This window comes from Curtobacterium sp. MCJR17_043 (assembly GCF_003224315.2).
Lineage (GTDB): Bacteria > Actinomycetota > Actinomycetes > Actinomycetales > Microbacteriaceae > Curtobacterium.
Map to the genome: position 1 here is coordinate 2,851,470 of NZ_CP126259.1, position 19,369 is coordinate 2,870,838.

The window sequence follows — 19,369 nt, forward strand, 5'->3', positions numbered from 1 at the left end:
GCGTCCCCGAAGGGCTCCCCCCGCCCGGGCACGGTACGTGTTCCGCGACGGCTCCGGCCCGTCCGGCGCGGACGCCCCCCGCCGACTGGGTGTCGATCTTCGGCGGCCCGGCGTGGACCCCTGTCGGGGACGGCCAGTGGTACCTGCACAGCTTCGCGAAGGAGCAGCCGGACCTGGACTGGACGAACCGGGAGGTCCGCGACGACTTCCTCCGGACCCTGCGCTTCTGGTCGGACCGCGGGGTCGACGGGTTCCGCATCGACGTCGCCCACGGACTGGCGAAGGACCTGCCCGCGGGTGACCTGCCGACCTGGGCCGAGGTCACCGCGATGCCGAAGGACGGCACGCACCCGCTCTGGGACCGCGACGAGGTGCACGAGATCTACGCCGAGTGGCGCCGGGTGTTCGAGGAGTACACCCCCGCCCGGACCGCGGTCGCCGAGGCCTGGGTGCCGGCGGACCGGCGTGCCCGCTACGCCAGCGCCGAGGGGCTCGGTCAGGCCTTCAACTTCGACCTGCTCGAGGCGGACTTCGACGCCGGGCAGTTCCGGTCGGTCATCGAGTTCAACCTCGGCCTGGCGGAGCAGTCCGGGTCCTCGACGACGTGGGTGTTCTCGAACCACGACGTCGTCCGACACGCGACCCGGTACGCGCTGCCCCCCGCGCAGCGGCGACGCCGCGCACGCCCCCCTCCACCGACAAGCAGGGCAGCGGCTGGCTGCTCGCCGGCGGGTCACAGGACGACCTGGACCGGGGCCTCGGCCTGCGTCGTGCCCGCGCCGCGACGCTCCTCGAGCTCGCGCTCCCCCGGCTCCGCGTACCTGTACCAGGGCGAGGAACTCGGCCTGCACGAGGTCGGCGACGTCCCGGACGCCGACCGCCAGGACCCCGCGTACTTCCGCAACCCCGGCGTCGACGTGGGCCGCGACGGCTGCCGGGTGCCGATCCCGTGGACGCGGACGGGCGAGAGCTTCGGGTTCGGGCCCGGCGGCGCCCACCTGCCGCAGCCGGCCTGGTTCGCGGAGTCGAGCGTCGAGGCCGAGGACGCCGACCCCGACTCCACCCTGAACCTGTACCGCGCGGCGCTCCGGCTGCGCCGCGAGCTGCAGGCCGCGGAGCACCTCGAGTGGGTCGAGACCGGACGCGACGACGTCCTGGCGTTCCGCCGCCCGAACGGGTGGACGAGCGTCACGGTCTTCGGCGAGGAGCCGTTCCGGCTGCCCGAGGGCGAGCTGCTGCTCGCCAGCGCGCCGTTGACGGACGGTGTGCTGGCGGGCGTCGGGACCGCCTGGCTGCGTCCCTGACGGGACGGCACGACCGGACCGGGAGACGGACGGGAGGCCCGGTGCGCGTCGCGTGCCGGGCCTCCCGTCCGTCCTGGGTCGCCCCGACGCCCGGACCCGTCAGACGGGCTCGGTAGGGTCGGCACGTCGAGAGGAGGCCGCGTGGCCGGAGCAGCCGTCACCGTGCGTGACTTCGTCATGCGGTTCGGGGACAGGACCGTGGTCGACGGTCTCACCTTCGACATCGCTCCCGGCGAGACGTTCGGGCTGCTCGGCAGCAACGGCTCGGGCAAGACCACGACGATCCGCGCCCTCCTCGGCATCACGGCTCCCACCTCCGGCACACTGACCATCGACGGCGGGGCGTACCGACCGGCCACCGGCGGCATCGGGTACCTGCCCGAGGAGCGTGGGCTCTACCGCAAGGAGACCGTCATCGACGTGATGACGTACTTCGCAGCGCTCCGCGGCATGCCCAGGGGTCCGGCGACGCGGTGGTCGACCGAGTACCTGGAGCGCGTCGGGCTCGCGGACAAGGCGAAGGTCCGGATCGACAAGCTCTCCGGCGGCCAGCAGCAGAAGGTGCAGCTCGGCATCACGATCATGGACCGCCCGCGACTGCTCATCCTCGACGAGCCGACGAAGGGTCTCGACCCGGTGAACCGACGGCTGCTGCTCGACCTCGTGGCCGAGCGGAAGGCCGACGGCGCGACCGTCGTCCTCGTCACGCACCAGATGGACGAGGTCGAACGGCTCTGCGACCGGATCCTCCTCCTCAAGGACGGCGTCGCCGCCGCGTACGGCACCATCCCCGAGGTGCAGGACGCGTTCGGCGGCGCGATCGCGCAGGTCGGGCTGACCGGCTCCGTGCCCGCGTCGGACCTGTACCGACTCGCCCGGCACGAGGGGCACGTCGCCCACCTGGTGCCCACCGCGGCCTCGGCCCGCGACGGGTCCGACATCCTCGCCGAGCTCGTCGGGGCCGGCGTGCACGTCACCGCGTTCGCGATGCGCCGCATCCCCCCTCGAGGAGATCTTCGTGCAGCTGTACGGCCACGACGCGGCGACCGACGCCGCCCCGGTCGGAGCAGCACGGTGAGCCGCCTCGGCACCGTCGTCCGGTTCGAGTTCGTGCGGGCGGTGAAGAAGCCCGCGTTCTGGATCGGCACGCTCGCGCTCCCCCCTCGTCGTCATCGTCGTCTCGCTGCTCGTCGGCATCGGGCAGGCGGCCGGCACCGACTCGGCGGTCTCGAGCGGCTCCGCGGCGAGGACGCCCTTCCACTACGTCGACCACTCCGGACTGGTCTCGGAACCGATCGCCGCGAGGTGGGGCGGGTCGCCGTCCGAGGACCCGGCGGCCGACCGCGCGGCGGTGCGGACCGGACACCTCGACGCCTTCATCGAGTTCCCCGCGAAGCCGTCCACGTCCCCGGTCACCGTCCTCGGGGCCGACCGCGGGCTGTTCGCGAACAACGGCTACTCGGCGCTCGCGCAACGGGTGCTCGAACAGAGCGTCGCCGCCGGGGTCGACGACGCTGAGGCCGTCCGCATCCTCCGGTCGCCACCGACCACCGACGTCACGACCTACGCCGACGGTCGTGTCGCGCCGGGCTGGCTGTCGGTCGTGCCGCCGCTGCTCTACGTCGCCGCGTTCTTCGGGCTCGTGGTCCTGCTCGCCGCCCGGATGGTGACCGTCGTGGTGGAGGAGAAGGAGAACCGGATCTCCGAGATGATCCTGACGACCGTCACGGCCGGCACGCTCATCCGCGGCAAGGTCCTCGCGATGCTCCTGGTCGGACTCGTGCAGGTCGGGGTGTTCCTGGTTCCGGGCCTGCTCTCGCTGGCCGTGGTCCTACCGCTCGTCGCGGGACGGGTCGGCGCCCTCGCGGTCGACCCGTGGCGGATGGTGGCCGGGGCGCTCCTCCTGGTCGGCGGGGTGCTGCTGGCGTCCGCACTGTTCGTCGCCGTCGGCGCGTCGGTCCCCACGATCAAGGACGCCTCCACGCTGCAGTCCGCGGCGCTCTTCGCGGTGATCATCCCGCTGTACGCCGCGTTCTTCGTCACGACGACCCCCCGCGTCGCCGATCGCCGCGTTCTTCACGTACTTCCCGACGTTCACCCCGGTGACGGCGATGGTGCGGAACGCGGTCGGCTCGCTCTCCGTCCTCGAGACGGTGGTGTGCATCGTCGAGGTGTTCGTCGTCGCGGGTCTGCTGCTCTGGTTCGCCGAGTACCTGTTCCGGCACTCGGTCGCGCAGTACGGGTCGAAGGTGACGCTGCAGCAGATCGCCGGGTGGCGCCGGACGCGCACGCTGCCGCGCTCCCGCTGACGGGAGGCCCCAGGCGGGCGGGCAGCCAGTCGGCCGTCGGTGGGTCAGCCGACGGTGACCGGTGCCGCCGACGGCCTGCGGCGCTGCTGCATCCAGACGAAGAAGCCGGCCAGCGTGAACGCGCCGTAGACGACGTACATGAGGCCCGAGGCGTAGTACCCGGCCGAGAACAGCAGGGGCACGCCGACCAGGTCGACGGCCACCCAGATGAGCCAGAACTCCACCCACCCCTTCGCCATGCCGTAGGTGGCGAGGAGGGACCCGACGAAGATCCAGGCGTCGCTCCACACCGGCTCGTAGGACCCCAGGGCGCGGAAGACCGGGGTCAGCAGGGCCGTGCCGCCGACCAGGCCGACGACGAGGAGTGCGCGGGACCGCCAGGAGGCCCAGTGCGGCTCGAGCACGGTCGCGGTGTCGTCGGCCCGGTGGGTCCAGCGGTACCAGCCGTACACGCTGACCAGGATGAACATCACCTGCCGACCGGCCTGGCCGAGCAGGTTGACGGGGTTGGGCGTGTCGAAGAGCGCCCCCCATGAAGACCGTGAAGAGGAGGGCGTTGCCGGCGATCCCGACGGGCCAGGCCCAGACCCGGCGTCGCATGCCGCCGAGGGCGCTGAGCAACCCGAACGCGTTGCCGATGACCTCGCGCCACAGCACCGTCTGGTCGCCGATGACGAGTTGTGCGTCGAACAACCACCGCACGAAGCCCATGTGACCCTCCTCGATCCGGTCGATGCAACTGCAAGGATCCGGTGTGCATTCCGGGGCCGACGCGCGCGGCAGGAGCTCCGCCCCCCGAACTGGGGCCGATGCAAACGCATAGTGCCCTGTCCGCAGTATGGGGGGACCGGGTAGGTTCGACCACAGGACGACCGAGCCCGAGTTTCCCTCACTCCTGGGCACCGGCCGTCCTCCGGCACCGGTCAGCCGCGCCCCCCTGCACGCAGGGGTCGATGACAGCCGTCCCGTCGGGCTCTCCCGAAGTCCATGACGCCAACAGCGCTGCCCGCGCAGGAACGGAAGAACCATGCACAAGATCGTGACCGGCACCATCGCGAGCGCCGCCGGCGTCGCCCTCCTCCTCGGCGGAGCGGGTTCCTTCGCCCTGTGGAACGCGCAGGCCAGCAGTGCCGCGACCGGGGTGAGCTCCGGCACCTTCACCCTGACGGCGGACGACGACGGCTCCTGGACCGACATCACGAACGGGAGGTCCGCGTCCATCGACCCGACGCAGGTGCTCATGGTCCCGGGCAACACCTACCGCTTCACGCAGACCCTCGTGGTCGGCGCGACCGGCACGGACCTCCGCGCCCTCCTCACCTACGCGCCGCAGAGCATCACCGGCGACCAGGAGCTCATCGACGCGAGCACCCAGCACCTCGAGGTCACCTCGACGAGCACCGCGCTCCGCAGGACCTCCGACACGGCCTTCGAGGTCACGCCGTCCCAGGCCCGGTCGACCGTGCAGGTCGTCTTCACGATCAGCCTGCCCGAGTCCGCGACCACCGGCCAGGGCGGCACCGTGGACGTCGGCGCGCTCGCGTTCACGCTCACCCAGACCGCCATCGGTTCCTGACGCACCGACGCCGCCCGGGAACGGACGGCGACCCGGACACGGCGGACGGCGGGCCCCTCACCCGCCCGTCGTCCGTCGCACCACGAGGACCGCGACGTCCAGGGGGGACGACCATGACGAGGACCACACCGACGACGGGACGCCACCGCGCGCCCCGTCGTCGGCGCTGGGTCTGGACCCTCGGGATCGCTCTCGCCGCCGCCGTGAGCGCTGCTGTCATGGGCAGTGGCAGCACCTACGCCCTGTGGAACAGCTCCGCCGAGACCGACGCGGTCACGATCCGGTCGGGCACGGCGACCCTCGCCGTCACGGCGATGCGCGTCACGGACGCGGCACCGCTCGCGCCGGGGACGAGCACGACGGGGACGTTCACCGTCCGGAACACCGGCACCGTCCCGCTCTCCATCCGGCTCGCGCTGACCGGGACGAAGGTGGCCTACGTCCCCTCCGTCCCCGACGCCGCCGTGCTCGACGAGCTCACCGTGCGTCTCGCCGCGGTCGCGCGGGCGTCCGACTGCCGGGCCGGGCTCGGCGGCTACAGTGCCCGCCCGACCGCGTTCGACACCGGGAGCGGCTACTACACGCTGCCGGTCGGGGTCACGGGCACGGCCTGCGTCGAGGTGGTCCTCGACGCGGACGCGCCGCAGACCGTCTCAGGTGCCGTCACCGACTTCACCCTGACGGTCACGGGGACGCAGGTGGCAGGGTGAACGGCCGCCTCCGGGTCCTGCTCGCCGTGGTGCTCGTCGCCGCGTTCGTCGGCGGTGGCTCCTCCGTCGCCTGGGCGCTGTGGACCGCGACCGGGACCACCGCGTCGAGCGTCACGAACGGCAAGGTGGTCGCGGGCATCACGGGCACCGAGGCCATCACGACCACCTTCACCTCCGCCGACCCGACCGCCACCCGCCCGGTCACCCTGCGGAACACCGGGAACATCGCGGGCACGACCGCGACGCGCGTCCTGGTCGCCGCCGGGTCGGTCGCCCTCGCCCAGGCCGTCGACGTCGTGGCGTGGCCCGTCCCGTCGGCCGACGGGTGCACCGCGACCGGGGACGTCGGCAGCGGTGCCGTCCGAGGGACCTGGGCCGCGCTCCCGAGCCTGGTGTCCCACCTCGGGCCGCGGGCCGATGCCGTGTGGTGCATCCGGTCGACTGTCCGGGCCGACGCACCCCCCGCAGGCGACCACGGACGTGCACCTCGAACTGACGACGGCGAACGGGAGTTGGGTTTCCGCCACCGTGTCGGGCGGGCTGTACCTCAACACGGGCAACGGCCTCCCCGCGTTCACCTGCACGGACCACGACGGCAACTACGTCGACGTGGCCTGGGCCCGCGGTACCCGGCCGGACGCCACCTACTACGCCGCCTACGTGGGCGAGAAGCGGGTCGGCGCGTCCGACCAGGGCTACCACGGAACCCTCCAGATCGCTCCGGTGGACCTCCCGCCGGGCACCCCCCGCCGGGCCCGTGACCGTGGACGTCCGCGTCCTCGACGACGCCGGGCAGCCGACCGACGACATCGCCGGTTCCGGGCCGGTGACCCTGTTCACGCAGCAGGACGGCCCCGCCATCCGGTGCGGCGCATGACCGCGATCAGCAGCGGCACCCGGGCCGGAGGCGCGACCCGGCCCCGCCACGCCGCCCGCCCCGCCGTCCGTCGTGTCCCGACCGGCTTCCCGGCACTCCTCCGCGCGGTCGGACTCGGTCTGAGCACCGGGCTGGTCCTGCTCGTGGCGGCGCTGGCCGTCGTGCTCGTCGTGCTCCCGAAGGCCACCGGCTCGGTGCCGCTCTCCGTCCTGACACAGTCGATGGAGCCGACCCTGCCGCCGGGGACGCTCGTCGTCGTCCGTCCGGTCGCACCCGAGGACATCCGGGTCGGGGACGTCGTCACCTACCAGCTCGTCTCCGGGCGGCCCGAGGTGGTCACGCACCGGGTCGTCGCGATCGGTGCGTCCTCGGACGGCTCCCGGACGTTCGTGTTCCGCGGCGACGCGAACGCCGAGGCCGACGCCGACCCCGTGATCCCGGCGCAGGTCCGCGGCTCAGTCTGGTACAGCGTGCCCGGGCTCGGCGCGGTCAACCAGGTGGTGAACGGGTCCCGGACGTGGCTGCTGCCGACGCTCGCCGGCCTGCTGCTCACCTACGGCGTCGTGATGATCACCATCGGCACGGTCTCCGCCGTGCGCCGCCGTCGGCGCCGGGCGGAACGTCGTCGGGCGGGCCGTGACCACGTCGCCCGCGACGGTCAGACGGCGGAGACGGCCTCCCGCGCCGGGTGACCGGCCTCTGCGAGTGCAGCCTGCGCGTCCCGGAAGGACGAGTACGGCACGTGCACGCCGCGGACGTCCCGGTAGTCGGTCAGCCCCGGACCGGCCCAGTACACGACACCGTCCTCCCCCCACCGCGGCGAGGGCGTGGCGGATCGCCTGCGCCGGGTCCGCCAGTTCCACGACCGTGGCAGTCCCCCCCGGACCGCCGGGCACCGTCGAGGACCGCGGCCCGGATGCCGTCCGGGTCCTCGAACCGCGGGTGGTGGTCCGCGACGACCACGAGGTCCGCCATCGTCGCCGCCACCGCACCCATCGGACCGCGCTTGCTCGGGTCGCGGTCGCCGTCCGCGCCGAGGACGATCGCCACGGGGCCGCTGGCGAACGCACGGATCGCCGCGAGGCTCTTCGCGAACGCGTCCGGGGTGTGCGCGAAGTCGACGAACACGCGCGGACCCGTCGCACTCGACGCATCGGCCATCCGCCCCGGCACGACGACGTCGAGCCCGCCGTCGACCGCCGCGACCAGGTCGTCCGCGGGGACACCGCCGGCGCGGAGCATCGCGACCGCCAACCCGACGTTCGCGGCCATGTGACGACCGAGCAACGGCACCTCGGTGCTCACGTGCACGCCCGGGCCGTCGATCCGGAAGCGGGTGCCGTCGGGGCGTTGTTCCAGGACCGTGACCCGCCAGTCCGCGGACGTGCCCGGGTCGCTCGTGACCGTCTCGACCGGGATCCCGCTCGCCCGGACGACGGCGCGACCGGCGGCCGAGTCGAGCGACACGACGCCGCGTCCGGCCCGGTCGGGCTGGAACAGCTGCACCTTCGCGCGGAGGTAGTCGTCCATGTCCACGTAGTCGTCGAGGTGGTCGTGGCTGAGGTTCGTGAACCCGGCGACGTCGAACCACACGCCGTCGACGCGGTGGCGCGTGAGCCCCTGTGCGCTGACCTCGACCGCGGCTCCGTCGACGCGGCGTTCACGGGCACGCGCGAGGAACGCGTGGAGTTCCGTGGCCTCCGGCGTCGTCAACCGGCTGGCGACGACCTCGTCGGCGATGCGGCGCTCTGCGGTGGAGGTCATGGCGGTGGTCCACCCGAGGCGCTGCATGACCGCGTCGAGGATCGACACGGTCGACGTCTTGCCGTTGGTCCCGGTGACACCGAACAGCGGGAACCCGAGGTCGGCGGTGCCCGACACCACCCGGGCGACCGCACCGAGGACCGCGCGCGGGTCCGGGACGACGACGGTCGGCAGCCCCGCGAGCGCAGCGTCACGCGCCCCGGCGTCGTCCGTGAGGACCGCGACCGCTCCGGCGGCACGGGCCGCGTCGACGTGCCGGGAGCCGTGGCCACGACGACCCGGCACCGCGACGAAGAGCCAGCCGGGCAGGAGGTCCGCGGTGGCGACCGCGGCGCCCGTGACGACGGTCCGTGCGGCTGCCCCGGTCAGCGGTCCCGCGCCGGCCGCCGCGGCGACGTCGGCGAGCGCGACCGGCCGGGAGCGCTGGGGGGTCGAAGGCGTGCGGCACGGTGTCCTCCTCGGCAGGAGCGATGGTCGTCGGGGTCGACGAGCATCGGTGCGACGGACGTCGTGGTGGCGGTGGCCAGGGTGCCGACCGCCCGGTCGCGTCGTCGGTGACGCAGCTGCGGCGACAGGCCGGGATCGGACCGGACCACCAGTGAACCCCAGCGAACCGAGCGCGACCACAGCTGCTCGTACCCCGACCGCTCGACCATCCTGCCGCGTCTAGGCTCTGGCGGGTGAGGGACGGGGTGGAACGGGCGCGGGTGCTGCTCGCCGGGGCGGCGGACCGACTCGGTGCGGCCGGTACCCGGGACGAGGCGCTCGGGGAGTACGTCGAGCCGAAGCCGGTGCTCGGGATCCGACGTGACCCGACGATCCGCTCGCTCGGCCGGGTCTGGCGCGTCGGGGCGCTGCTGCTCGGCTCCTCGCCCGAGACGGCCGGGCGGGTGTGGTCGACCGGGTCCATCACCCGGGTCACCGAGGCCGGCCGCGCGCAGTTCGTGTCCGTGTCCGCCGAGGTCCGCCGTGCCTACCGGGCAGCCGCGGCGAAGGGGCACTTCGCCCCGGGCGACACCGTGAACCACGGCGCGACGCCGATCCCCCCTCGACGACTCCCTGGTCGACGGCAACGGCACGCTGTTCGTCCGCGACGGCACCCCCCCGGGTCCGCTGGTCGGCGACGGCGGGCACCGACGTGCCGCTCGCCGCCTACCTCGACGACCGCGTCGCCCTGCTCGTCGACCCACCCCGCGGCGCGACCGACTGAGCGGCGGTGTCGGTGTCGGGTGTCCCGCGTAGCGTCCCCGGCGTGACCGACACCCCGCGCCGCCGCCTGGTCCTGCCCGGACAGTACGGTCCCCTCTTCGACGACGGCGGGCGCACGGTGGTCGTCGAGGCGCGCGAGTTCCTGACCGCCCGCCCCGTCCGCCGGACGAAGGCGCACCTGTGGCTCAGCGCCCTGCGGCACCGCGTCCGGGACCTCGGCGACCGGGCCGAGCACGTCCAGGTGGAGCGACTCCGCGACGCCCTGGTCGGTCAGCACGCGCTCGAGGTGGTCGACCCGCCGTCGCGCGTCCTGCGCGGGGGAGGTCCGGCAGCACGGCCACGACACCGTCGTGCTCCCGAGCCGCGGGTTCGTCACCGACGAGGACGACTTCGCCGCATGGGCAGCCGACCAGGGCGGACGTTTCGTCATGGAGACCCACTACGAGCGGGTCCGGCGCCGCGAGGGCTGGTTGATGCGGCACGACGCGCCCCTCGGCGGCGCGTTCAGCCTCGACGCGCAGAACCGGCAGCCACCGCCACGTGGGGCCACGACCCTCGGCCTGCCCGAGCCGTGGTCGCCGACCGAGGACGAGGTCGACGAGGAGGTCCGGGCCGACCTGGACCGCTGGGAGCGCGACGGACTCGTGCGCTTCGTCGGGCGTGACGACCGACGGCGGTTCGCGGTCACGGCCGACGAGGCGCAGGCCGCGCTCGACGACTTCGTCGCGGTCCGGCTCGGGGACTTCGGCCCGTACGAGGACGCCGTGCTGACGAACGACCGGACGATGGCGCACTCCCTGCTCAGCGTGCCGCTCAACCTCGGCGTGCTCGACCCGCGCGATGCCATCGGTGCGGCACTCCGGGCGCACGAGCAGGGTGCGGCCCCGCTGGCGAGCGTCGAGGGGTTCGTCCGCCAGATCGCCGGCTGGCGCGACTACGTCTGGCACCTGTACTGGTGGCTCGGGGACGACTACGGCAGCGACGCCGGAGCCCTCGGAGCGCGACCGTCCGCCCCGGAGCCGGAGCGCGCCGGGCGCGGGCCGGCCGTCGGAGCCGGAAGGGGCCTCCCGGCCTGGTGGCGGGAGCTGGACGCGACCGAGGTGGACGCGGTCTGTCTCACCGTCGCCCTCGACGACCTCCGCGACCACGGCTGGGTGCACCACATCCAACGGCTCATGGTCCTCGGCAACTGGGCGCTGCAGCGCGGCTACGACCCGGTCGCGCTGACCGGGTGGTTCACCGACGTGTTCGTCGACGGTACCGACTGGGTGATGCCGGCGAACGTCATCGGGATGTCCCAGCACGCCGACGGCGGGGTCGTGGCGACGAAGCCCTACGCCGCCGGCGGCCGCTACATCGACCGGATGACCGACCACTGCGGGGGGCTGCCGGTTCGACCCGACCCGGCGTCTGGGCCCCGACGCGTGCCCGTTCACCGCCGGGTACTGGGCCTTCCTGGACCGCGCCGAGCCGGAGCTCCGCCGGAACCCGCGCATGCAGCGGCCGCTGCAGCAGATGCGCGCGATGCCGGACCGCGACCGGGTCGTCGCCCAGGAGGCCGCCCGCCGGATGCCCTGACGACCGCCACCGGACGCCGGTAGGGTCGGCCACGTGGGATCGATCAACGACGCGTCCGCCGACCGCTACGAGCTCCGGGAGTTCCACCCGGGGACCGACGACCAGGGAGCTCCGGACAGCAGGACGAAGCCGTGGATGGACGCCGTCGGCCTCGGCTTCCACGAGCCGACCGAGACCGACGAAGCGGCAGCCCGCATGGCGGCGCACATGATCGCCGACCAGGAGACCTTCCTCGGGGTGTACGTCCGACAGCCAGCGTCGGGGTCGGTCGACGAGACCTGGCCCGCTGGCACGTTCACGTGGTTCCGGAAGGCGCTCAGCTGGGGTGACGGGACCGCGATCGACACGCAGGCGGTGTCCGCGGTGACCGTCCGCCCGACCGAGCGTCGGCGCGGGATCCTCCGGCGGATGATGACGCACGCGCTCGAGCGCGGTGTCGCCGAGGGGTACGCGATGGCGTCCCTCACGGCGTCCGAGGGCACGATCTACCGCCGCTTCGGGTTCGGCTGCGCCATCCGCGAGCGTGCGGTCCGTGTCCGCCGCGCCCGCGCGCTCCCCTTCCTCGCCCCGACCACCGGCACGGTCGCGGTGGTCCCGCCGCAGTGGCTCGCGGACGGCGTCGGCCAGGAGGTCTTCGCCCGGTTCCACGCCCGCACACCGGGCTCGATGGTCCGCAACACCGGCACGTGGCCGATCGTGTTCGGGGAGATCGGCCGCGACGGCCAGAAGGCGAAGGACGTCCGCGCCGCCGTGCACCGCCCCGACGGCTCGGACGAGGTCGACGGCTACGTCACCTGGCGCGTCGTCGAGGGCAAGACCGGTGAGGACACCCGCGTCGAGGTCGTCGACCTCGTCTACGTGACCGACGAGGCCTACCTGTCGCTGTGGGAGTTCCTGCTCTCGATCGACCTGAACGACGTGGTCGTCTACGACCGCTCGCGTCTGGACGACCCGATCGTCGCCGCCGTCGCCGACAACCGCGCGTTCGACGTCGACCACGAGGAGGACCACGTCTGGCTCCGCGTCCTGGACGTCGCCGCCGTGCTCGAGTCCCGCCCGTACGCGGTCGACGGATCGCTCACGCTCGCCGTCACGGATGCGCTCGGCCACGCGTCCGGCACGTACCGGCTCGACGTCCGGGAGGCCTGTGGCACCGTCACCCGACTGGCCGACGACGCCGACGCGGCCGGCTCCGACATCGCGCTCGACGTCGCCGACCTCGGAGCGGTGCTCATCGGGTCGGTGTCGCCGCAGACCCTGGCGGCCGCCGGGCTGCTGCTCGCCGCCGACGAGGCCGCCCCGACCCTGCTGCGGTCGATGCTGACCCCGCCGCGCACGCCGCACGGGATCACGTACTTCTGAGGCCGGCCTGGTCCGTCGGGGCGCACGCCGACGACGGACCAGGGGGGGCGACCTCCAGACCGGCTCAGCGGTCGAAGAAGTCGCCGATCCCGGGCCACTGGAAGCCCTCGCCGAGGTTCCCGACCTGGTCGCCGAGCCCGCCGAGTGCCTGCTCACCCTGTGCGGCGACACCCTCGACGCCACCGCCGAGGTCACTGAGCCCACCGCTCACGGTGTCGCCCAGGCCGGACGCGACGCCCTCGAAGTCGACGCCGAGGTCAGCCGCCTGCGCGAGCACCGGTCCCGCTGCCGCGCTGAGGACCGCGCCGCCCGCGACCGCCACCGCGAGTCCGCCGACCGCGAGTGCTCCGCCACCGATCGCGGTGCCGGCGAGGACCTTCCGCATCGTCCCCGGACGGCTCGTCTCGCCCCGGGTCGCGGCCCTCGCCAAGCCGGCCGGGGACGCATCGGTCGACCGGTCGTGCTGCGGGACCTCGGCGTTGAGTCGCTGGAGCACCTGCTGTCGCTGCTCCGGGGTCAGGCGAGCGAACGCGTCGTGGTGCGCCTGCTCCAGACGCTCGGGGTCCGCGGTCTTCAGCAGGTAGTCGTACTTCGCGATCGCCACACGGTCGGCATCGGTCGCGGGCGTGCGTGCGGGTCGCCCACCGGTCGGCTGCCCGTACGGCTGCTGTCCGGTCGGCTGCTGCGGCTGCCGCGCGGAGTCGTGGCCGCTCCGGTCGTCACCGGTCAACCTGTCCGCGGCCGTCCGGACCAGGCCGCGCCAGTCGGTGCCACCCAATCGACCGGGCTGCCGGTACTGCTGCATGCCGCCCGGCTGCTGCGCACCGCCCTGGTTCCCGGCACCGGGCTGGCCGGAGCGCTTCTGGAGTTGCTTGTCGATGACCTTCGAGGCCATGCCGAGGATGCGGTTCAGGTTCGCCATACCTGACCTTTGCGTCCTCACATGTGCGCACGCGGCAGTGCACCGGTGCGCTGCCGGTGCACTCCCCCCGGCATCCCCTGTGAGCGGCGGCGACGCAGCGGCAACGCGCAACTGGAATACGTGTATCAGGCCGTTAGGCTGAACGGCGAGCGCGCGACCGCCGGAGCGCGTTCAGGGCGGACGAGTGAAGCCCGGGACTGGGCAAACAGTCCCGGGCTTCGGTTCGCTCTCCGAGTGGAGGGCCAGGGGAAGACACCGTTCCCCGAGTTCAGCACTCGGGAAGAGTGTAGCCGAGCCCGCTCGGCGGCACACCCCTGGCTCACGCTCCTCGTGTCCGCCGGCGATGACACCAGGAGGTACTCGATGTCGCAAGACACCGAACGCCGGCCCAGGCGTCAGGTCCCGTGGTTGGGGATCGCGAGTTTGCTCGTGACTCTCGCCCGGTTCCTGCTCGACCTGCGCCGCACGGGCCAGTGACACGGGCGCCCCGCGCCGCATCCAGCGGTGCGGGGCGCTCCGGTCCACTGCGCCGCGCGCGTCAGCCGAGCACGCGGTCCAGGAACGGGTTGCGGAACCGGCCCTGCGGGTCGAGGTCCCGCGCGAGTGCCGCGAACGCCCCGAGCTGCGGGTAGACCTGGTGCAGCCGCTCCGGCGTCGCCGCGGTGACCTTCCCCCCAGTGCGGACGGGGAGCGAAGGGCGCGAGGGCGTTCTCGATGAGGGGCAGCGCGACGGCCACGTCCTCGGTCTGCCGACGGAAGGTGAAGTGGAACGCGACCGAGTCCTGTCCCGAGCTCGGCGCGAGCCAGGCGTCGTCCGCCGCGATGCGTCGGATCTCGGAGACGAAGAGCACCGGTGCGATGGCCTCGCCGATCTCGCGCAGGGCCTGGATCGCGGGGACGGCGTCCGTGGCGGCGACCATGTACTCCGCCTGGATCTCCTCGCCGGCGGACGGCGTGAACGACGACCGGAAGTGCGGGAGCCGCTCGTGCCAGGGTCCGGGCACGCCGCCCTGTTCGGTGACGCCCGCGGTCTCGCTGCCCGGTACGGGGTGGATCGGTTCGGCGCCGGCGACGGCCCCGAGCGCGGCGAGGTCGATGACCGCGTCGTCCCGGTCCTCGCGCCGCTTCGTCCAGATCTGGCGGACGCCGTCGGCGGTGTACCCGGTGAACATGCTGACGCTGTACCCGGCCGACATGATCTGCTCGAACTGCGCGTCGACGACGTCCCACCCGAGGCCGGTGTGCACCGTCTGGGCGACGCGGTAGCTCGGTTCGACGGCGAGGTGCACCGCGACGACGACGCCGAGTGCGCCGAGCGCGACCCGGTGCGCGTCGAGCCGGGGGGTCGTCCGCGCCGACGAGCTCGACCTCCCCGGAGGCCCGCACGATCTCGACCCCGACGACCGACTGCGCCAGCGAGGCGTTGCCGACACCCGAGCCGTGGGTGCCGGTCGCGACGGCACCGGCGACGGAGATGTGCGGCAGGGAGGCGAGGTTCGCGAGTGCCCAGCCACGGGCCTCCAGGGCGACGGCCACCTGGGCGTGCGTGAGGCCGGCGGCGACGCGCGCCACGCGCCGCTCGCCGTCCACGTCGAGTTCGGGCGGGAGGCCCGTGAGCGTCACCTGCACCGCGTCGGTGTCGGCGATGGTGTTGAACGAGTGCCGCGACCCGAGCGCCGTCAGGCGCGGGGTGGTGGCGACCAGCCGCTGGAGTTCGTCGAGGCTCGTCGGTTCCGCCAGGTGGCTCGCCGAGTAGGTGACGTTCCCCGCCCAGTTGGTGCGGGTGTGGGCTGCGGTGGTGGTGTCGTCGTCGATCACGTCGCTCATCGTAGGCCTCCCGACCGGCTCAGAAGCCCCGGTCGAGCCGGTGCCAGGTCTGCTGCGTGCGGACCTCGTCGCGGAAGCCGCGCAGCGTGGTGTGCTCGTCGATGACCAGGAACTCGGTGCCGATCATCGTCGCGAGGTCCTCGACCACCTGGATGCCGACGGCGGTCGTCATCACGGTGTGGTGCGCGGCACCGGCGGTGAGCCAGGCCTCGGCGGACACCGGGAACGACGGCTGCGGCTCCCAGACGGCACGGCCGACGGGCAGGTTCGGCAGCGCCTCGGTGGGCTCGACGACCTCGACGACGTTCGCGGTGAGGCGGAAGCCGTCGCGCGTGTCGGACAGCGCGGCGACCACGGCGGGTCCGGCGTCGGCGGTGAAGACCAGGCGCACCGGGTCGTCCTTGCCGCCGATGCCGAGCGGGTGGATCTCGAGCGTCGGGGTGGACGACGTCAGCGTGGGCGAGACCTCGAGCATGTGTGCGCCGAGGATCTTCTCCGCGCCCGGGGTGAGGTCGTACGTGTAGTCCTCCATGAGCGAGGCGCCACCGGGGGAGACCGGCGCCGGCCACGTTCATCGCGCGGACGAGCACGGCGGTCTTCCAGTCGCCCTCGGCACCGAACCCGTACCCGTCGGCCATGAGCCGCTGCACCGCGAGGCCGGGCAGCTGCTTGAGCGTGCCGAGGTCCTCGAAGTTCGTGGTGAACGCGGCGGAGCCGTTCTCGGCGAGCATGGCGCGGAGGCCGAGCTCGATCGCGGCGCCGTCGCGCAGGGACTGGCGACGCTCGCCGCCGTCCCGCAGTTCCGGCACGAGGTCGTAGGCCGCGTCGTACTCCGCGACGAGCGCGTCGACGGCGGCGGTGTCGGCCGTCGCGGTCTCGACGGCCGCGACGAGGTCGTTGACACCCCAGGTGTTGACCTGGACGCCGAGCTCGATCTCGGCCTCGGTCTTGTCGCCCTCGGTCACGGCGACGTAGCGCATGTTGTCGCCGAAGCGCGTCAGCTTGAGCTGACGGATCGCGGCGGCACCGGCGGCGGCACGGGTCCAGTCGGACACCCGCTGCTGCACCCGCGGGTCGGACACGTGACCGACGGCGGTGGCGTGCCGGACGCCCATGCGGGCCAGCGCGTACCCGAACTCGCGGTCGCCGTGCGCGGCCTGGTTGAGGTTCATGAAGTCGAAGTCGATGTCCGCCCACGGCAGCGCGACGTTCGCCTGCGTGTGCAGGTGCAGCAGCGGCTTCGTCAGCGCGTTGAGGCCGCTGATCCACATCTTCGCGGGGCTGAACGTGTGCATCCACGTCGTGACGCCGATGACCTTGTCGTCCGCGCTCGCCTCGATGAGGGCCCGGCGGATGCCGTCGGCGTCCTTGAGCACGGGCTTCCACACGAGCTTCACCGGCAGGGCACCGGCGAGCGTCTCGTGCACGGCGCGGCTCTGCTCCTCGACCTGGCGGAGGGTCTCCTCGCCGTACAGGCCCTGGGACCCGGTGAGGAACCACACCTCGTAGCCGTCGAGCGTGGCCTGGGGGTCGACGGGGGTGTCCTGCGTCATCGCATGGCTCCTTCGGGGTTCTGTCCGTAGACGTTCTGGTACCGGTCGAACAACCGGTCGATGTTGTCCTGCGCGATCGGGACGAGCTCGCCGCCCTGCTTCGCGATGTGCACGGTGCGGGCGACGTCCTCGCACATCACCGCGGCCTTGACGGCGTCCCTCGCGTCCTTGCCGATCGTGAAGACGCCGTGGTTCTGCATGAGCACCGCTCGGGAGCGGTGTCCGGACAGGGTCTCGACGATGCCGCGGCCGATGGTGTCGTCGCCGATGATCGCGAACGGGCCGACCGGGATCGGTCCGCCGAACTCGTCCGCCATCGCGGTGATGACGCACGGGATCGCCTCGGCCCGGGCGGCCCAGGCGGTGGCGTACGTCGAGTGGGTGTGCACGACGCCGTTCACCTCGGGCATGTTGCGGTACACGTAGGCGTGCGCGGCGGTGTCGCTCGACGGGCCGTGCTCGTTGCCCCACCCGTCGGCCGGCACACCGTCGAGGGTGCAGACGACCTGGTTCTCGGGCGCGAGGTCCTCGCTGACGACGCCGCTCGGCTTGATCACGAAGAGGTCGGTGCCGGGCACGCGCTCGGAGACGTTGCCGCCGGTCCAGATCACCAGGCCGTAGCGCACGAGTTCGCCGTGCAGGCGGGCCACGCGCTCGCGCGCGGCCGCCACGGCCGCGCGGGTGGTGTCGTCGGTCATCAGATCACGTCCTGTTCCTGCTGGGGGGTCGGCGTCGGTGTCGGTCTGGAGGCCCGGCTCGCCCGCCTCCGTCGGTACGCCGCCGCGGGTGGTCGCGCCCGGCACCGTGGCCGCGATCGCCTGGATCGGCAGCGCGGCGCGGAAGCGGTCGAGGTACGCGGTGAAGCCGGCGACGTCGCGGTCGTCGGGCTCGACGACGTTCGTCGCGGCGGACCCGAAGACCGTGGTGTCGAGGTACTCGGCGAGGGAGCTGTCGGCGGCGTGCTCGAGGTAGGCGGCCAGGACGGCGATGCCCCACGCTCCGCCCTCGCTCGCGGTTGCCTCGAGGGCGACCGGCACGCGGAGGGCCGCGGCGAGCTGGCGCTGCGGCAGCCCGGGCGTCCGGAAGAGCCCGCCGTGCGCGGTCATGCGGTCGACGGCGACGCCCTCGCCGTGCAGGACCTCCATGCCGATCGCGAGCGTCGCGAACGCGCCCATGAGCTCCGCGCGGACGAGGTTGCCGAGCGTGAAGCGGGCGTCGGGCGCGCGGAGGAGCAGCGGGCGACCGTCCTCGACACCCGTGACGGGCTCGCCGGCCAGGTAGTTCACCGCGAGCAGTCCGCCGGCGTCGGTGTCGGCGTCCGCTGCCTCGTCGAGGAGCGTGCGGAACACCGTGTCGCCGTCGACCGGGGCGCCGGCGGCCTCGGCGAAGCGCCCGAAGACCCGGGCCCAGCTGCCGATCTCGCTCGCGCCGTTGTTGCAGTGCACCATCGCGACGGCGTCACCGGCGGGCGTGGTGACGACGTCGAGCTCCTCGTGCGGGGTCGACAGCGGCCGTTCGAGGACGACCATCGCGAAGATGCTCGTGCCGACGCTGACGTTGCCGGTGCGCTGGGCGACGGCGTTCGTGGCGACCATGCCGGTGCCGGCGTCGCCCTCCGGCGGGCAGAGCGGAGCACCGGGCTGCAGCGTCCCGGTCGCGTCGAGCCACGCCGCGCCCTCGGGGGTGAGCGTGCCGGCGTCCTGGCCGGCGACGAGCACCTCGGGCAGCAGCACCCGGAGGTCGGGGACACCGATGAGGTCCTGTGCGGCACTGAGCATCGCGGCGTCGTAGTCCTGCGTGGCCGGGTCGATCGGGAACACCCCGGAGGCGTCGCCGACCCCGAGCACGTCCCGGCCCGTCAGGCGGCGGTGCACGTACCCGGCGAGGGTCGTGATGCCGTCGATGTGCGCGACGTGCTGCTCGTCGTCGAGGACGGCCTGGTACAGGTGCGCGACCGACCAGCGGAGCGGGATGTTGAACCCGAGCGCGTCGCTGAGCGCGGCGGCGGCGGGGCCCGTCGAGGTGTTGCGCCAGGTGCGGAAGGGGACGAGGAGGTCGCCCGCTGCGTCGAACGGAAGGTAGCCGTGCATCATGGCCGAGACGCCGACCGCGCGGAAGGCCGTCGGGACGGAGCCGTGCTGCTCCTGCACGTCCGCCACCAGCGCGGCGTACGCGGCACGGACACCGGTCTCGACGGCTGCCAGCGGGTAGGTCCAGCGTCCGTCGACGAACTCGTTCTCCCACTCGTGCGAACCGGAGGCGATGACCGTCAGGTCCTTCCCCCACCAGACACGCCTTGATGCGGGTCGAACCGAGTTCGATGCCGAGGGTCGTGCGGCCGTCCGCGATCTCGCGGGTCCGGTCGTCGCTCATGGGGG

General features: G+C 73.3%; 14 protein-coding genes and 6 pseudogenes. 11 read left to right on the plus strand and 9 right to left on the minus strand.

Annotated elements, in window-relative coordinates:
- Positions 1-89: 89 nt before the first annotated feature.
- The 4 genes and pseudogenes from DEJ15_RS14790 (at position 90) to DEJ15_RS14815 (ending at position 3,613) form a co-directional block, all read left to right on the plus strand.
- Complete coding sequence (locus DEJ15_RS14790) at positions 90-1,304, plus strand: alpha-amylase family glycosyl hydrolase (RefSeq protein WP_502866115.1); 1,215 nt, start codon at positions 90-92, stop codon at positions 1,302-1,304.
- Positions 1,305-1,481: 177 nt separating this feature from the next.
- Positions 1,482-1,961, plus strand: a pseudogene (locus tag DEJ15_RS18855) (ABC transporter ATP-binding protein); the annotation flags it as partial.
- 622 nt (positions 1,962-2,583) lie between these two features.
- Positions 2,584-3,354: pseudogene (locus DEJ15_RS18860) on the plus strand (ABC transporter permease); the annotation flags it as partial.
- A 103-nt stretch (positions 3,355-3,457) separates the two neighbouring features.
- Positions 3,458-3,613 (plus strand): hypothetical protein, encoded by a 156-nt coding sequence (locus tag DEJ15_RS14815; protein ID WP_284175192.1) that lies wholly within the window; start codon positions 3,458-3,460, stop codon positions 3,611-3,613.
- A gap of 44 nt (positions 3,614-3,657) precedes the next feature.
- On the opposite strand, the pseudogene pnuC reads toward DEJ15_RS14815, so the two are convergent.
- Positions 3,658-4,324: pseudogene (pnuC, locus tag DEJ15_RS14820) on the minus strand (nicotinamide riboside transporter PnuC).
- Between the two features lie 316 nt (positions 4,325-4,640).
- Between pnuC and DEJ15_RS14825 the strand changes: the two are divergent.
- From DEJ15_RS14825 to DEJ15_RS14840, 4 genes are all read left to right on the plus strand, one after another.
- Positions 4,641-5,189, plus strand: a complete 549-nt coding sequence (locus DEJ15_RS14825; protein ID WP_110824764.1) for an alternate-type signal peptide domain-containing protein — start codon at positions 4,641-4,643, stop codon at positions 5,187-5,189.
- 113 nt (positions 5,190-5,302) lie between these two features.
- Positions 5,303-5,899 (plus strand): TasA family protein, encoded by a 597-nt coding sequence (locus DEJ15_RS14830; RefSeq protein ID WP_110824765.1) that lies wholly within the window; start codon positions 5,303-5,305, stop codon positions 5,897-5,899.
- Positions 5,896-6,660 (plus strand): hypothetical protein, encoded by a 765-nt coding sequence (locus DEJ15_RS14835; RefSeq protein WP_284175193.1) that lies wholly within the window; start codon positions 5,896-5,898, stop codon positions 6,658-6,660. The genes DEJ15_RS14830 and DEJ15_RS14835 overlap by 4 nt, the downstream gene beginning before the upstream one ends.
- Before the next feature lie 112 nt (positions 6,661-6,772).
- Positions 6,773-7,468, plus strand: a complete 696-nt coding sequence (locus tag DEJ15_RS14840) for a signal peptidase I (protein WP_110824861.1) — start codon at positions 6,773-6,775, stop codon at positions 7,466-7,468.
- Here the strand turns inward: DEJ15_RS14840 and DEJ15_RS14845 are convergent.
- Positions 7,435-7,572 carry a hypothetical protein gene (locus tag DEJ15_RS14845; RefSeq protein ID WP_284175194.1) on the minus strand — a complete coding sequence of 46 codons (138 nt, stop codon included), beginning with the start codon at positions 7,570-7,572 and terminating at the stop codon, positions 7,435-7,437. The two genes, DEJ15_RS14840 and DEJ15_RS14845, sit on opposite strands and share 34 nt — an antisense overlap.
- Positions 7,548-9,167 carry a Mur ligase family protein gene (locus tag DEJ15_RS14850; RefSeq protein ID WP_284175195.1) on the minus strand — a complete coding sequence of 540 codons (1,620 nt, stop codon included), beginning with the start codon at positions 9,165-9,167 and terminating at the stop codon, positions 7,548-7,550. The genes DEJ15_RS14845 and DEJ15_RS14850 overlap by 25 nt, the downstream gene beginning before the upstream one ends.
- Before the next feature lie 53 nt (positions 9,168-9,220).
- Here DEJ15_RS14850 and DEJ15_RS14855 point away from each other — a divergent pair, with 53 nt between their 5' ends.
- From DEJ15_RS14855 to DEJ15_RS14865, 3 genes are all read left to right on the plus strand, one after another.
- Positions 9,221-9,796: a hypothetical protein gene (locus DEJ15_RS14855; RefSeq protein WP_284175196.1), complete on the plus strand. Its 576-nt coding sequence runs from the start codon at positions 9,221-9,223 to the stop codon at positions 9,794-9,796.
- Positions 9,797-10,099: 303 nt separating this feature from the next.
- On the plus strand, positions 10,100-11,350 hold the full coding sequence (locus DEJ15_RS14860; protein ID WP_284175197.1) for a cryptochrome/photolyase family protein: 1,251 nt from the start codon (positions 10,100-10,102) through the stop codon (positions 11,348-11,350).
- A gap of 10 nt (positions 11,351-11,360) precedes the next feature.
- Entirely contained in the window at positions 11,361-12,689 is a 1,329-nt protein-coding gene (locus DEJ15_RS14865; protein ID WP_110824768.1) for a GNAT family N-acetyltransferase, read from the plus strand.
- A 64-nt stretch (positions 12,690-12,753) separates the two neighbouring features.
- On the opposite strand, the gene DEJ15_RS14870 is transcribed toward DEJ15_RS14865, so the two are convergent.
- The 6 genes and pseudogenes from DEJ15_RS14870 to DEJ15_RS14895 form a co-directional block, all read right to left on the minus strand.
- Positions 12,754-13,611, minus strand: a complete 858-nt coding sequence (locus DEJ15_RS14870; RefSeq protein WP_110824769.1) for a cation-transporting ATPase — start codon at positions 13,609-13,611, stop codon at positions 12,754-12,756.
- Between the two features lie 395 nt (positions 13,612-14,006).
- Positions 14,007-14,900: a D-arabinono-1,4-lactone oxidase gene (locus DEJ15_RS14875; RefSeq protein ID WP_284175198.1), complete on the minus strand. Its 894-nt coding sequence runs from the start codon at positions 14,898-14,900 to the stop codon at positions 14,007-14,009.
- Between the two features lie 133 nt (positions 14,901-15,033).
- Positions 15,034-15,438, minus strand: a pseudogene (locus DEJ15_RS18865) (FAD-binding protein); the annotation flags it as partial.
- 19 nt (positions 15,439-15,457) lie between these two features.
- Positions 15,458-16,991 (minus strand): annotated as a pseudogene (araA, locus tag DEJ15_RS14885) (L-arabinose isomerase).
- Positions 16,988-17,689, minus strand: coding sequence for an L-ribulose-5-phosphate 4-epimerase (locus DEJ15_RS14890; protein ID WP_110824773.1), 702 nt, complete (start codon positions 17,687-17,689; stop codon positions 16,988-16,990). The pseudogene araA and the gene DEJ15_RS14890 overlap by 4 nt, the downstream one beginning before the upstream one ends.
- Before the next feature lie 105 nt (positions 17,690-17,794).
- Positions 17,795-19,364, minus strand: a pseudogene (locus DEJ15_RS14895) (xylulokinase); the annotation flags it as partial.
- Positions 19,365-19,369 lie beyond the last annotated feature (5 nt).

Coding starts and splice junctions, on each gene's coding strand:
- DEJ15_RS14825 (WP_110824764.1), top strand. CDS start 4,641: ATGCACAAGATCGTGACCGGCACCATCGCGAGCGCCGCCGGCGTCGCC.
- DEJ15_RS14830 (WP_110824765.1), top strand. CDS start 5,303: ATGACGAGGACCACACCGACGACGGGACGCCACCGCGCGCCCCGTCGT.
- DEJ15_RS14840 (WP_110824861.1), top strand. CDS start 6,773: ATGACCGCGATCAGCAGCGGCACCCGGGCCGGAGGCGCGACCCGGCCC.
- DEJ15_RS14870 (WP_110824769.1), bottom strand. CDS start 13,611: ATGGCGAACCTGAACCGCATCCTCGGCATGGCCTCGAAGGTCATCGAC.
- DEJ15_RS14890 (WP_110824773.1), bottom strand. CDS start 17,689: ATGACCGACGACACCACCCGCGCGGCCGTGGCGGCCGCGCGCGAGCGC.